We start from the raw sequence: 14,863 nt of genomic DNA, 5'->3' as shown, positions 1-14,863 counted from the left end.
CGGGTGAGCGGCAATCCGCTGGACGAATCGCGCGGCGAGGCGCGGCTCGCGATCGACATCGGCGGGACCTTCACGGATGTGGCGCTGGAGGCCGGCGGGCGCCTCGTCACGACGAAGGTGCTCACGACCGCCGCGGCGCCGGAGCGCGGCGTCCTCGAGGGGGTGCACAAGGTGCTGGGACTCGCCGGGGTCCCGCCCTCCGCCGTGCGTCTCGTCATCCACGGCACCACGCTGGCCACGAACGCGATCATCGAGCGACGGGGGGCCCGCACCGCCCTCATCGTGACGTCGGGGCACCGGGACGCCCTCGAGATGGCACAGGAGAACCGCTTCGAGCAGTACGACATCGGGGTGGACCGTCCCCCGCCCCTCGTCCCGCGCCGGCTTCGGCTGCCGGTGGAGGAGCGGGTCGACCACCGCGGCCGTGTCCTCGTGCCGCTGGAGCAAGGTTCGGTGCGCGCGCTGCTGCCAACGCTCGAGGCCGAGCGTGTGGAATCCGTCGCGGTGGGGCTCATCCACGGCTATGCCAACCCGGACCACGAGCGCCGGATCGGGGAGATCCTGGACGAGTGGAGGCCGGGGCTGCCGGTGACGCTGGCCTCGGACGTGTGCCCCGAGGTCCGGGAGTACGAGCGACAGTCCACGGCCTGCGCGAACGCCTACGTCCAGCCGCTCATGGCCCGTTACCTGACGGGGCTCGCGGATTCGCTGCGGGAATCTGGGTTCGGGTGCCCCTTCCTTCTCATGACCTCGGGCGGCGGGCTCACGACGCTCGAGACGGCGGTCGCGGCTCCCGTCCGCCTCGTGGAATCCGGACCCGCCGGGGGCGCGATCCTCGCCAGCCACCTCGCGCGAGAACTTGAATTGGGCGACGTGCTCTCCTTCGACATGGGCGGCACCACGGCGAAGCTGTGCGTCATCGATGGCGGGCGCCCGCTCCATTCGCGGACATTCGAGGTCGCCCGCAGCTACCGCTTCAAGCAGGGGAGCGGGCTCCCGGTGCGGATCCCCGTCATCGAGATGGTCGAGATCGGGGCCGGGGGCGGATCGATCGCCGGAGTGGACGATCTGGAGCGGATCCAGGTGGGGCCGGCCAGCGCCGGGTCGGAGCCGGGGCCGGCGGCGTACGGCGGGGGCGGGGATGAGCCCACGGTGACGGACGCCGACGTCGTGCTGGGGCGGATCGATCCCGATCTCTTCGCCGGGGGCTCGATCGCTCTCGACCGGGTGCGCGCCGAGGCCGCGGTCGGGGCCCGCGTGGGCGGGAAGCTGGGACTCGACCCGAAGCTCGCCGCACTCGGCATCAGCGAGATGGTGGACGAGAACATGTCCAACGCGGCTCGCACCCACGCCGTCGAGTGGGGGAAGGGGGTGGCCGGACGCACCCTGATCGCCTTCGGCGGCTCCGCCCCGATCCACGCGGCGCGGCTGGCGGACAAGCTCGAGGTGGACCGCTTTCTCGTCCCCGCCGACGCGGGGGTGGGATCGGCCGTGGGCTTCCTCCTCGCCCCCATCTCCTACGAGGTCGTGCGCAGCCGCTACATGCGCCTGTCGGGGTTCGATCCCGATGTCGTCCGCGAGGTGTTCGACGAGATGCGGGCGGAGGCGGTGCCGGTAGTGTCGCGCGGAGCGCCTGGCGCGGCGACGACCGAGAAGGCGCGCGCCTACATGCGCTATGTAGGCCAGGGCCACGAGATCGGCGTCGACCTCCCCGAGGACCTCCGAGACGCGGCGGCGCTGCGCGAGGCGTTCGACCGCGGCTACGAAACCGTGTACGGGCGCACGATCCCGGGGCTGGACGTGGAGGTCCTGAGCTGGACGCTCGTCGTGTCGGCGCCCGCGACGGAGGCCGGGAACGTTCCTGCGGGAACGTCTTTGTGGTCCCGAGGTGGTCCCGAAACGGGGAAAAACGTTCCCGCGGGAACGTCCGGACGACCCGCCGCGACGGAATCGGCCCCCGCGCGCTGGACCGAGTTGTGGGAGGGACCCGGCGGCGAGTCGGCGGCCGCGGCCGTCTACACGCGCGTGGCGCTGGCGGAAGGCGCTCGCGTCCAGGGTCCGGCGCTGATCGCGGAGGACCAGACGACGACGGTGGTCCCCGGCGGCTGGGAGGCGCGGGCGGTCGCTGGCGGCCACCTCCTCGTCGAGCGGAGCGCGGCAGCGGGCGGCGGCGCGGCAGCGGCCAGCGGCGCCCACGACGGCATCGCCGCCCTCGAGGGACAGATCATGTGGAGCCGGCTCCTCTCCGTGGTGGAGGAACAGGCCCGGACCCTCGTGCGCACCGCGTTCTCCACCCCCGTGCGCGAGGCGGGCGACCTCTCCGCCGGCGTGTTCGACCTCTCCGGGCGCATGCTCGCGCAGGCGGTCACGGGCACGCCCGGCCACGTCAACGCCATGGCCGCCTCCGTGGGGTTCTTCCTCCGGGACTATCCCGTGGAGACGCTGGCGGAGGACGACGTCCTCATCACGAACGATCCGTGGGAAGGGACGGGACACCTCAACGACTTCACGGTCGTCACGCCGGCGTTCCTGGACGGGCGTCCGGTCGCGCTGTTCGCGGCCACGAGCCACATCGCCGACGTCGGCGGCCGCGGCTTCGGAGCCGACGCGAACCAGGTGTTCGAGGAGGGGATCCGCCTCCCCATCGGCTACCTGATCCGGGGCGGGCGGGTGGACGAGACGCTCATGCGGCTGGTGCGGGCCAACGTCCGCGACCCGGACGTGGCCCAGGGCGACCTCTACTCGCTGGCCGCGTGCAACCGCACCGGATGCGAGCGGCTGGCGGCGATGATGACGGAATTCGGCATCGATGCGCTCGAACCGCTGGCCGAGACCATCATCGAAACCTCACGGCGGGCGATGCGGGAGCGGATCCGCGCCCTGCGCCCGGGCACGTACCGGAACCGGATGAGGATCGACGGCTACGACGAGGACCTCGACCTCGTCTGCGCACTCACGGTGGGTCCCGACGGGATCCGCATCGACTGGGAAGGCACGTCGCCCATGTCGTCGCGCGGCATCAACGTCCCCGTCACGTATACGCGCGCCTACAGTTCGTTCGGGGTACGCTGCGTCGTGGGCTCCGACGTCCCCAACAACGCCGGGTCGCTGGCCGCAATTGCGGTCTCCGCCCCGCCCGGTTCGCTCCTCAACGCGCCCCCGCCCGCCGCCGTCTCCGCCCGCCACGCGATCGGGCAGATGCTGCCGGACGTCGTGCTGGGCTGCCTGGAGCAGGCGATGAACCCCGGTTCGGTGCCCGCCGAGGGCGCCTCCTGCCTGTGGAACCCGGTCATCATGGCCGGGCCGGGGCTGACCGGCGCCCACCTCTACCGCGGCGAGGACTTCGTGGTGAACCCCTTCCACGCCGGGGGCACGGGGGCCCGCCCCGGGAAGGACGGGCTGTCGGCGACGGCCTTCCCCTCCGGCGTCCGCAGCACGCCGATCGAAATCACCGAGACGGTCGCGCCGCTCATCTTCTGGCGGAAGGAGTACCTCCCCGACTCCGGCGGTCCCGGCGAGTTCCGGGGCGGCCTCGGACAGGTGATGGAGATCTCGCACGCGTCGGGCGAGGCGTTCGCCGTCTCCAAGATGTTCGAGCGGGTCCGCAATCCGGCCCGCGGCCGGGACGGGGGCGGCGACGGGGCCGCGGGACGGGTTCACGTGCCGGGCGTGGGCGACTTCCGGCCCAAGGGCCGCGAGGTGGTGCCCCCGGGCCAGCGCATCGTGCTGGAGACGCCGGGCGGAGGCGGCCTCGGCGACCCGTCCCGGCGGCCGCCCGAGCGCGTCCGGGAGGATGTGCTCGACGGCTACGTCTCCGCCGATGAGGCGACGCGCGCGTACGGTGCCCGGACTTGAGATCAGGTCCATGATAGTGTACCATATACATAATATCTACTATTATTATGGTCATTACAATGAAGAACCCCGTTCGGGGGACGCTGCCGCTTCCGGTTCGGCGACTCCTCCGTAAGCTCGGCTCGGACATCAGGGACGCCCGCCTTCGCCGCCGCATCCGCGCGACGACGATGGCGGAACGGGCGCTGATCAGCCGCACCACGCTGCACAAGATCGAGCGCGGCGATCCCGGCGTCTCGATGGGCAACTACGCGACCGTCCTCTTCGTCCTCGGCATGGAAGACGGCGTGGCGGAACTCGCCGACCGCAGCCGGGACGGCCTCGGGCTCGACCTGCTCGAGGAGCGCCTCCCGCAGCGCGTCCGCAATCCCGCTCCGCGCTCGCGGCGCGACCGCGGGGGGGACTGAGGCCGTCTCGTGGAGCGCCGGATCCTCGTCCATGTGGACCTGAACGGAACGCCGACCTTCGTCGGACGACTCCGGGTCAGAGTTCGCGGCGGCAGCGAGAACGCATCGTTCGACTACGATCCGGACTGGCTTGCCCACCCGCGACGGTTCGCGCTGGAGCCGGCGCTCGGGCTCGGACCCGGTCCGTTTCACACCCGACGGGCGCTCTTCGGATCGATCGGCGACTCGGCGCCGGACCGCTGGGGCCGCGTCCTGTTGCGGCGCGAGGAGGTTCGACGCGCCCGGCGGGACGGCCGCGCACCCCGCACCCTCTTCGAGTCCGACTTCCTTCTCCGCGTCGATGACGAACTGCGTATGGGGGCGCTCAGGTTCTCAAGGGGCCCGGACGGACCCTTCCTCGCCGAGCCCTTCCTCGCCGAGCCTCGAGCGAGGCGCATCCCTCCCCTGCTCGATCTGGGACGACTCCTGGCCGCCTCGACGCGGGTCACACGCGATGAGGAAGGGGATGACGACCTGCGGCTGCTCCTCGGGCCCGGGGCCTCGCTCGGGGGCGCCCGGCCGAAGGCCGCCGTGAGGGACAGCGACGGGGGGCTCGCCATCGCCAAGTTCCCCCACGCAGCGGACGAATACGATGTCGTGCTCTGGGAAGGCGTCGCCCTCTCGCTGGCGCGACGCGCCGGGATCGAGGTTCCCGATTGGCGAATCGAACGGGTCGCCGGGCAGTGTGTCCTCATCCTGCGGCGTTTCGATCGCGACGGCGCCCGTCGCGTGCCCTTCGTGTCCGCGATGAGCATGCTTGGGGCCGACGATCGCGAGCAAAGATCCTATCTGGAGATCGCGGACGCGCTTCGCCGCCACGGAGCCGCCGCGAAGCGCGGTCTGGCCGAACTCTGGAGAAGGATCGTCTTCAGCATCCTCGTCTCGAACACCGATGACCACCTTCGCAACCACGGCTTCCTCTATGACGACGCCCCGGGCTGGCGTCTTTCTCCGGCCTACGATCTGAACCCGGCGCCCACGCAGATCCGACCGCGGGTCCTCCGCACACACATCGACGAGTATGACGGGACGGCCTCACTGGACCGCGCATTGGCCACGGCGGAGTATTATGGGCTCGAACTCGACCGGGCGAAGCGGATCGCCGGCGAGGTGGGGCGGGGGGTTTCCGGCTGGAGGGCCGAGGCGGCCGCTCTGGGGGCTTCCGCGAGGAGCATCGCACGGATGGAGTCCGCTTTCGTACACGAGGATCTGAAGATGGCCGGGTCGTGGGCTTGACGCGAAATGGATGGGCGGCGCTCGCCGTCGCCGCGGGGTTGGCCGCGTGCGACGGCGGCACGACGGAGCCGGGTCCCGAACCCGCCCGGACGCCGGTGGCGACGGTCGTCGTGCGGTCGCCGGAGGCGTCCGAGGGCGTGGACGTCATCGTGCCGATCCGGCTCGACCCCGCGCCCACCACGCCCCTCACCGTTCGGTACACGCTCGCGGCGGACGAGGACCCCGGCACGGCCGATGCCGATGCGGCGGACTATGAAGCCGGCACGTCGGCGTCCTTCCCCGCCGGGACGAGCGTCGTCGAGGTCCGGATCCCGATCCGGGACGATGCGGACATCGAGCCCGCGCGCGAGGTCTTTCTGCTCAGCCTCGATCCGCCGACGACCGACGCCGGATATGTCCTCGGGGGGACGACCTCCACGGCGGTCGCGATCAAGGAGGGCGTCTGCGACCGCACCCCCGAGATCCGGGACGCTCTCGTCGTGCGCACCCGGGCCACGAGTTGTCAGGAGGTCACGGTCTCCCATCTCGGGATCACGACCCTGAACCTCGCCGGGTTCGAGATCCCGACTCTGCGGCGGGGCGACCTGTCCGGTCTCTACAACCTGAGGAACCTCGACCTCTCCGGCGTCGGCCTCACCGCGTTCCCGGCGGGGGCCTTCGCCGATCTCGCGAGCCTCGAGACGCTGCGCCTGCGGAACAACGGTTTCGAGACGCTGCCGGAGGGTGCCTTCGAGGGGCTCTCGAGGCTCACGACGCTGGACCTCGGTGAGAACGAACTCGCGGCGCTGCCGGAAGGCGCCTTCGAGGGGCTCCCGGCGCTGGAGAGCCTCGAACTGCGGGGGAACGCGTTCGCCACCCTGAAGCCGGGCACCTTCGCCGGGCTCGCGCGCCTGACACGGCTGAATCTCGCGAACAACGACTTCGAGACGCTGCCCCGCGGCGCCTTCGCCGGGCTCCCCGCGCTCGAGTGGCTGTATCTCGGCAACGGCCGAATCGGGGAAGTGGACGCGGGCGCCTTCGCCGGCCTCTCCGGGCTCGAGAGCCTGCTCCTGCAGGACAGCGGGCTGGAGACGCTGCCCGATGATGTCTTCCAGGGGCTCTCCGGCCTCCGGGAACTGCGGCTGGACCGGAACCGGCTCGAGACGCTGCCCGAGGACGTGTTCGCGGGCCGCACGCGGCTGGAGGTGCTGCGTTTGTACGGCAACCGGCTCGCCACGCTCCCCCCGGCCCCGTTCGCGGGGCTCGTGGACCTGCGGATCCTGCGGCTGGAACGGAACCGGCTGACGGAGCTGCCCGAGCGAATGTTCGTCGGACTCGCGAGCCTCGACACGCTCCTCCTGACCGACAACCCCGGGGCTCCGTTCGCGCTCCGGCTGGACATCGAGCGCACGGACGGCGAGGAACCCGACGCCGCGAGCCCGGCCCGGATCGGGATCCGCCTGGCCGCGGGAGCGCCCTTCCGCATGCGAGTCCCGTTGTCCGTGCGCGGCGGCGAACTGTCGGCGGACTCAACCGTCATCGAGGCCGGGAGCGAGCGGAGCGCGGAGGTCACCGTCACGGGCGGCGGGGACGGCGCGAGCCAGGCACAGGTCGTCGCCGGGCCGGCGCCCTCGATCCCGGCGGCGGCCTCCGGCATCGAGATCGGACTCGGCGACCCCCTGGTCCTGTTCGGGTCGGGCGGGAACCGGCCGCCGGTGCCGGTGCGCGAGGTGTCGCCGCAGCGGATGCAGGCGGGCGCCCACGAGACCATGATCGACATGTCGTCCTACTTCCGGGACCCGGAGGAAGAGGCGCTGGAGTACACGGCCGGCTCTTCCGATTCGGCCGTGGTCGTGGCGGCGGCCAGGGGGGACACGGTGACCCTGACTCCCGTGGCCCGGGGATCCGCGACCGCCACGGTGACCGCGGCCGACTCGGCGGGAGGCACGGCGGAGATCTCGTTCCAGGTGACGGTGAGACAGGCGAACTCCCGCCCGTTCGACATCGATCTCATCCTCCTCGACGAAGTCACGGCGTCGCAGGCGGAGGCGCTGGACGAGGCGGTACGCTTCTGGTCGGCGATCCTGGCGGACACGGAACTGCCGGACGTGCCGCTCGGCCAGGACGCGGAGACGGGGTGCTGGGACATCCTGAGCGAGCAGCGCATCGGGACGGTGGACGATCTGGTCGTCGTGGCTTCGGTGCGGGAGATCGACGGCGTCGGCCACACGCTGGCGCGGGCCGGTCCCTGCGGGATCCGTCAGGGCTCCGCTCTCCCCTTCCTCGGCGCGGTCGAGTTCGACGCCGCCGACCTGGCCTCGCTGGCGGATGACGGCGACCTGAAGGATGTCGGGGAGGTGATCCTGCACGAGATCGGCCACGTGCTCGGAATCGGCACGGTGTGGAGCTACCATGGCCTGCTCCGCGACCCGTCGCTCCACAACCCGGACGCGGACACCCACTTCACGGGCCGGCTGGCCATCCAGGCGTTCGACGAGAAGGGCGGCCTGAACTACGACGACGGCGAGAAGGTGCCGGTCGAGAACGCGTCGGGTCCCGGGGCCGCCGACTCGCACTGGCGGGAATCCGTGCTCGGACACGAACTGATGACGCCCTACCAGGCCATCGGGGAGCGCGAACCGCTGAGCCTGATCACCGTCCAGTCGCTGGCGGATCTCGGCTACGCGGTCAAGGTGGGCCTGGCGGAATGGTACCAGCTGCCGCAGCCCGACGCCGCGGCGCGCGCGACGCCGACTCGCGCGATCCCCTACGGCGACGACATCCTGAGAGGACCGATCGCCGTCGTCGACCCGGACGGCCGCGTCGTCCGCATCATCCCCAACTGACGGATTGCGCCATGAGCATCGTGACCATCTCTTCCCGGCATCGCGTGGTGATCCCCCGAGACGTCCGAGAACGCCTTCGACTAACACCGGGCCAGGAGGTGCAGGTTGGATGAGGCCACTACACTATCTCGAAGTACGGAATTTCAAGCAGTTCGGAGAGGCGCAGCGCATCGAACTCGATCATCCCACGGTTCTGATCGGCCCGAACAACTGCGGCAAGACGACCGCGATCCAGGCGCTGGCGCTCCGGTCACAGGCCGTGAAGACGTGGTTTGCACGCAAGGGCGAAGCGCCACCCAGCAAGCGAACCGCAACCGCGGTAAACAGGCTGAGCATCGTCTCCGTGCCCGTGTCGCGCACCCGCCAGTTCTGGCACAACACGGTGGTTCGGACGGGGCGCACGGACGTCATGATGGAGATCGCGCTCGGCGTGCTGCACGAGGGCAGGGTCTGTCCCGTCACGATGAGCTTCCGTAACTCAGGTACGGAAGTCGTCTATTGCACGCCGGACGAATCGACGCTCGCGAACCCCGGCGCCATCGAGACCGCCGCCGGGATCGATGTGCGGCTTCTGTACCCGATGTCCGGAATCGACATCGAGGAGCCGCTTCTCCAGCCGGGCCGGGTCGACGTGCTGCTCGGCCAGGGACAGACGGCCCAGGTACTGCGCAATCTCTGTCTCATGGTGTACCGAGACGACTCCGATACGTGGGGACGTATCGTCCGGTTGATGGGTCGCTTGTTCGCGATCGACCTCGAGGACCCCACCGAGACCGTGCGCGGCGGTATCGCTCTCCAGTACAAGCAGTCAGGAGTACGGGAGCCGCTCGAGATCGCCCTCGCTGGTCGGGGCCTCCAGCAGATGCTGCTCATCCTCGCATACATCCATTCCCATCCTCGGAGTGTGCTCCTCATCGACGAACCCGACGCGCACCTCGAGATTCTCCGCCAGAAGCAGGTCTACACCCTGCTCCGCCAAGTCGCCGCCGAGAACGACTCGCAGGTGGTCATCGCGACCCATTCCGAAGTCGTATACGCGGAAGCCGTCCGTGACAACCTTACCCTGCTCCTTCAGGGAGCGGTCCACGATCTTTCAGCACAAGACCCTATTCTCGACGCCCTCCGGTACTACGGCGCGGAACATTATGTCAGGGCCCGTCAGAGCGGACATGTGCTCTACGTCAAAGGGCGGACAGACCTCGACATCCTTCACGAGCTGGCGAAGAAACTGCAACACCCGGCGGCGGACGTTTGGGAAGAGGGAAGCGGGATCAATGCATACTATGAGCGGGACAACCATCCGGAACGTGACCTGGAATCTGAGCTCGAGCGGGCGGAGGGCGCCTATGGGAAGAAACCCAGGAAGCATTTCCAGTCCATCAGCGGAATGGTGCCGGGACTCAAAGGATTGTGGATTCGCGACAGTGACGGAAGAGAGCGACAGGATTCGCGAGAAGGCGGTCTGACCATTGCGTCCTGGACCCGCTATGAGGTCGAAAACTATGTCGTCACGCCTGAGATCCTGAGGCGTTTCGCGGAGAAATCCCTTGCCGGGGGTGGATTCAGCGGGAGTCGGGATGCCGACGTTCGAGAGGCGATCGACAAGGTGCTGGACGCTCTCATCCTCGACGGCGTCTTCGACGGAGAAGACAGAGATTTCTCGACCTGGAAGGGGCTGGATCCCGAAGCCGCAACTCTCCTGTGGGATGCCAAGACACGAACGGTCAAGCTGAGCGAGCTCGCCGAAGAGTTCTTTCGCCGGTCTGGAGGACGGTTCGGCCTTCCCATACTGCTCAGGAAGGGAGATTTCCACCGCCTCGTGGCTCTGTGGGAGCCTTCCGCGATCTCGCGGGAAGTTGGGCAGAAGCTCGATCTACTGCTCGAACTTATGCAGCCCCGGGGGGGGGCACCGAAGGGTAACGTGAGGAGATCTGCGGAGGGACCGTAGTGACCCCGAAGGGAGGCTGGAAGTGACAAGATCCACATTCGACGGCACGACCCTCGGCCCCCGGCTCGCGAGCACCGTCCTGTGTTCCTCCATACTGCTGGCGGGGTGCGCGACGGACGGCGGCGGCGGGGCCGGCGACGTGCCGACCCCCGCGGAGATCATCGGGTTCGCGCCCGGCGAGGACTACAAGCTCACGAACTACGACGGGATCAAGGCCTACTTCGAGGCGCTCGCCGCGTCCACCGACCGCATGGCGCTGGAACAGATCGGCGAGAGCACGCGTGGCGAACCGCTCTATCTGGCCGCGATCTCGTCGCCCGCGAACCTCCGCCGCATGGAGCGCCTCAAGGAGATCACCCGGACGCTCGCCTACGCGCGGGACCCCGAAGCCGCGTACGGATCGGTACTGGCGGAGGATGAGGCGCGGGCGCGGGCGCGGGAAGGCGTCGCCGTCGTGTGGATAGACGGCGGGCTGCACGCGACCGAGGTCGCGCACGGGCAGGTGATGCCCGAGATGGCGCACCACTTCGTGACGGACGAGTCGCCGGAGACGCGGCGGATCCGCGACAACGCGATCGTGCTGCTGATGGCGAACATGAACCCGGACGGCCTCAACATCGTGGCCGACTGGTACATGTCCAACGTCGGGGGCGAGTTCGAGATGGCGCGCGTCCCCGAGCTGTACCACCACTACATCGGGCACGACAACAACCGCGACTGGTACATGCTGACGCAGGTCGAGACGCAGGCCGTGACGCGGCAACTGTACCACAACTGGTTCCCGCAGATCGTCTACAACCAGCACCAGTCGAGCCCCTTCCCGGGGCGGATCTGGATGCCGCCGTTCGAGAACCCGGTGAGCCCGAATCTGGACCCGCTCGTCGTGAGTTCGATCAACCAGATGGGGCACTCGATGCGGCGCCGGTTCGACGAGGAGGGGAAGCCCGGCGTGAACAGCGACATCGTGTTCGACCTGTGGTGGAACGGATCGATGCGGGGCGGGCCCGACTACCACAACATGCTCGGCTTCCTCACGGAGACGGCGGGCGCCGGGTACGCGACGCCGCACTGCTACGACGAGGACGAGATCCCCGACACGTTCGGCGCCCGCGCCGGGAACCTGCCCGCGAAGACGCCCTCGACGAACTACAACAACCCCTGGCTCGGCGGCTGCTGGCACATCCGCGACGCCATGGACTACATGATGACCGCGGCGAAGGCCGTGGCGGACATGGGGGCCAAGCTCAAGGAGGAGTACCTCTTCAACCACTACCGCATGGGCCGGCGCCAGATCGAACGGGGGAACGCGGCCGAGGGCGGACCGTTCGCCTACGTGCTGGACCCCGCTGCTTCGCACGACCCGGGGACGGTCGTCGAGTTCATGGGATTGATGTCTCGGTCGGGGATCGAGTTCGTGCGCGCGTCGGAGGGGTTTTCGGCGGGAGATGCGGCGGGAGATGCGGCGGGAGACCTCGCCTTCCCCGCGGGGTCGTACGTGATTCCGCCCCAGGCCTTCCGGCCGTACGTCGTCGACCTGATGGAACCCAAGCAGTACCCGGACCGGCGCCAGTACCCCGGCGGACCGCCCGAGCCCCCGTACGACATGACCGGCTACGAACTCCGCTTCCAGATGGGCCTCGAGGTGGTGAACGTGGACGAGCCGTTCGAGATGCCGACCGGAGAGTGGGGGGAGGTGTCGGCGGACGTCGGCGAGGTGCGTGGCGAGGGCGCGGCGGGCTTCGCGCTGCACGGGAACTCGAACTGGGTCTACCGCGGGCTGGCCGCGGCGGACGGGGGCAGCGGCGGGGCTGCGGACGGCGGGCCGGCCGAGCGCCACCGAACCACGCGCGACGTGTCGACGCCGAACGGCGACATCCCCGCCGGCTCGTACTGGCTCCCGGGGTTGTCGAGCGACGCGGCGCGGACGCTCGCGGCCGAGCAGGGACTCACGCTCACCGGAGTGCCCGATCCCCTGCCCTCCGGCGCGACCGCGGCGTCACGCGCCCCGCGCGTCGCGATCTACCGCTCGTGGCAGGCCCCGATGCCGGAGGGCTGGACCCGCTGGGTGCTGGACCAGTACGGCTTCGAGTGGGAGAACGCATGGGACGCCGACATACGGAGCGGCGACCTGTCCCGCTTCGACGTCATCCTCCTCCCCTCGCAGGGCGCGGGGGGGATCGCGAGCGGGAACGAACCGGGCAGCATGCCGGAGCAGTACACGGGCGGCCTGGGCGAGGAGGGCGCCGCCCGGCTGCGGGCATTCGTCGAGGGCGGAGGCTGGCTCGTCGCCGTCGACCAGGCGGTGGACTACGCGATCGAGACGTTCGGCCTCCCCTTCCGGAACCGGACGCGGGGACTCTCCTCGCAGGATTTCTTCATCCCCGGCTCCGTGATCCGGCTCGACGTCGACCCCTCTCACCCCCTCGGCTACGGGATGGACGATGAGGCGATGGCCCTCTTCTCCCGCAGCCAGGTGCTCGAGCGCGTCGCCAGCGGGGGCGGCGGGGCGAGCGCGGGCGGGCGCATCTCGACCCCGGTGTGCTACGCCGACCCGGACTTCCTCGTGAGCGGGTGGACGCTGGGTGGCGAGGAGGTGCTCGCAGGCTACCCCGCCGCCGCGCAGGTGGGGGTCGGGCAGGGCCAAGTCGTGCTATTCGCGTTCCGGCCGCACTTCCGAGGGCAGCCGCGCAACACGTTCAAGCTCCTGTTCAACGCGCTCGCCGCCTCCGCGACGGACGGCCTCCCCGCGAGCCCGGGGCTCCGCTGCCGCTGAATCCCGTGGCGCCTCACCCTCGTCCAGTGGGGCCAGCGGGGTCCAGTGGGGTCCAGGAGGTCGGGTGTTGCCGGGCGGTCGCCGCGCCGGTTAGCCTCAACGATCCGGACCGTGGGGGGGTTGAGGTCGTGGGAGCCGCGCTCGCGAGGAGGTCTCGACTTGAATCTGACGGTACTCACGGCCGCCGTGGTTCTGTTCGCAGCCGGGTTCGCGGGACCCGGCGTCGGCATGGCCGCGGCCCAGGAGCAGCGCGCCACCGAACGCGACGCGTCCGCCGACGCGAGCGACAGGTGGCGCAGGTGGCGTAACTACAACCGCTACCCCGGTCCCATCCCCACCCCCGAGGAGTGGGAACCCCCCGCCGGCCCGATCCGCATCGCACTCCAGGCCGGGCACTGGCGCGCCGACGAGGCCCCGCGCGAGCTCAGGCGTCTCCGCTACAACGGGACGCAGTGGCAGGGGACCGCCGAATGGGAGGCGAACCTCGCCATCGCCGAACTTGCGGGCGCGCAACTCGAGGCGCTGGGCTACGAGGTCGACATCCTCCCCGCCGTCGTGCCTCCCGGCTACCGGGCGCACCTCTTCATCGCGATCCACGCGGATGGGAGCGACAGTCCGGCGGCCTCCGGATACAGGGTCGCCTCCCCGCGGCGTGACGCCACGGGACGGGCCGGGGACGCGGCGCGCCTGCTCCGGGACACCTACGGCGCGGCGACCGGACTCAGGAACCTGCCGGTGCAGACCCGCCGCATGCAGAACTACTACGCCTTCAACTACCGGCGGTACGAGCACGCGCTCCACCCGATGACGATCGCGTTGATCATCGAGACGGGTTTCATCACGAGCGCGCACGACCGGCGGGTGATCCTCGACGCGCCGCAGCGGGCGGCCCGAGGGATCGTCGAGGCGGTGAAGGCCTTCCCGATCACGGCGCTGCCCGGCCGCCAGCCGCCCGGCCGCTAGCCGACCATCCGCACCCCGACGCCTCCGAAGAACGACAGGTTGCGCGCCTTGGCTCCCTCGGAGGCGGGATCCCAGTGGAGGTTCCGCACGCCGAAGTTGTAGCGGGCGTCGAGGAGGAGGAACCACCCGGTGGACACCGTGGCCTCGAGGCCGGCGCCGACGATGAGCCCGACGTCCGCCACCCCGCGCCGCATGAAGCGGCCCTCGCAGCTGTCGCTCTGCTCGTGCTGGGCCACGCCGCCGCTGGTTCGGCAGCCCACCTCGTGCGCCCAGTAGCCGCCGCCGCTGAGGAACGGGCGCACGCCCGTCGGGTTGCGGGTCATTCGCAGCCTGAGCATGACGGGGAAGTCGAGGTACGACATCCGCGTGGTCGAACCATCCTGGTACTCCCCGTCCGTCGCGAAGCCTCTGTGCATGTAGAGCACCTCGAGCTGGACATCGACCCGGTTCGAGATCGGGAACGTCGCGAACCCGCCCGCGGCCGTACGCGCCCGGTGACGCGAGGTGAACGCGTCGTAGAATTCGGCGTCCGCGAACGTGACCCCGCCCTTGACCCCGAACGCCCGCTGCCCCTCGAGCATCCCGGGTGACGCGAGGAGCGTCGTCACCGCGAGCAGCGCCGCCACCGCGAGTCCCGCCAGCCACCTGGTGACCTTCACATCGGGCTCCTTCCCGTCGAGTCGCGCCGAACACACGGAGGACAAGTTGCGCCCCTCCCTCCCGCGTGTCATCTCTCGACGTCCCATCGTGATCCGATGGTGGGTCCCGCGACGGTCCCATCGCGCAGTCAATGAGCGGACCGGAGAGAATCCCGGAT

The 14,863-nt window shown here is 70.0% G+C and carries 8 protein-coding genes; 7 read left to right on the top strand and 1 reads right to left on the bottom strand.

The genetic code is table 11. The features are described 5' to 3' along the window. Window positions 1–3 precede the first annotated feature (3 nt). The 7 genes from ACOQPP_RS19245 to ACOQPP_RS19215 all read left to right on the top strand — a co-directional run bounded on the left by ACOQPP_RS19245 (window position 4) and on the right by ACOQPP_RS19215 (window position 14,046). The gene (locus ACOQPP_RS19245; protein WP_420637213.1) at window positions 4–3,855 is read left to right on the top strand and encodes a hydantoinase B/oxoprolinase family protein; all 3,852 of its coding nucleotides are present in this window, start codon (window positions 4–6) and stop codon (window positions 3,853–3,855) included. Window positions 3,856–3,914: 59 nt separating this feature from the next. Beyond that, window positions 3,915–4,262, top strand: a complete 348-nt coding sequence (locus ACOQPP_RS19240; protein ID WP_419163973.1) for a hypothetical protein — start codon at window positions 3,915–3,917, stop codon at window positions 4,260–4,262. Between the two features lie 9 nt (window positions 4,263–4,271). Further along, window positions 4,272–5,537, top strand: a complete 1,266-nt coding sequence (locus ACOQPP_RS19235; protein WP_420637212.1) for a type II toxin-antitoxin system HipA family toxin — start codon at window positions 4,272–4,274, stop codon at window positions 5,535–5,537. After that, window positions 5,534–8,362: a leucine-rich repeat protein gene (locus ACOQPP_RS19230; RefSeq protein WP_420637211.1), complete on the top strand. Its 2,829-nt coding sequence runs from the start codon at window positions 5,534–5,536 to the stop codon at window positions 8,360–8,362. Before ACOQPP_RS19235 ends, ACOQPP_RS19230 begins: the two co-directional genes overlap by 4 nt. A gap of 109 nt (window positions 8,363–8,471) precedes the next feature. Next, a complete protein-coding gene (locus ACOQPP_RS19225) occupies window positions 8,472–10,310 on the top strand; it encodes an AAA family ATPase (protein ID WP_420637210.1) in 1,839 nt (612 codons plus the stop codon). A gap of 22 nt (window positions 10,311–10,332) precedes the next feature. Beyond that, window positions 10,333–13,083 carry a M14 family metallopeptidase gene (locus ACOQPP_RS19220; RefSeq protein ID WP_420637209.1) on the top strand — a complete coding sequence of 917 codons (2,751 nt, stop codon included), beginning with the start codon at window positions 10,333–10,335 and terminating at the stop codon, window positions 13,081–13,083. A gap of 159 nt (window positions 13,084–13,242) precedes the next feature. Further along, on the top strand, window positions 13,243–14,046 hold the full coding sequence (locus ACOQPP_RS19215) for an N-acetylmuramoyl-L-alanine amidase family protein (RefSeq protein WP_419167191.1): 804 nt from the start codon (window positions 13,243–13,245) through the stop codon (window positions 14,044–14,046). Here the strand turns inward: ACOQPP_RS19215 and ACOQPP_RS19210 are convergent. Continuing rightward, window positions 14,043–14,741, bottom strand: a complete 699-nt coding sequence (locus ACOQPP_RS19210; protein WP_420637394.1) for a porin family protein — start codon at window positions 14,739–14,741, stop codon at window positions 14,043–14,045. The genes ACOQPP_RS19215 and ACOQPP_RS19210 overlap by 4 nt on opposite strands. Window positions 14,742–14,863 lie beyond the last annotated feature (122 nt).

Origin of the sequence: Candidatus Palauibacter sp., from assembly GCF_965222475.1 — a bacterium.
Taxonomy (GTDB): domain Bacteria; phylum Gemmatimonadota; class Gemmatimonadetes; order Palauibacterales; family Palauibacteraceae; genus Palauibacter.
Note: the sequence above shows the minus strand (reverse complement) of the source record. Positions and strands in the feature narration are given on the sequence as shown.

Coding starts and splice junctions, on each gene's coding strand:
- ACOQPP_RS19240 (WP_419163973.1), top strand. CDS start 3,915: ATGAAGAACCCCGTTCGGGGGACGCTGCCGCTTCCGGTTCGGCGACTC.
- ACOQPP_RS19225 (WP_420637210.1), top strand. CDS start 8,472: ATGAGGCCACTACACTATCTCGAAGTACGGAATTTCAAGCAGTTCGGA.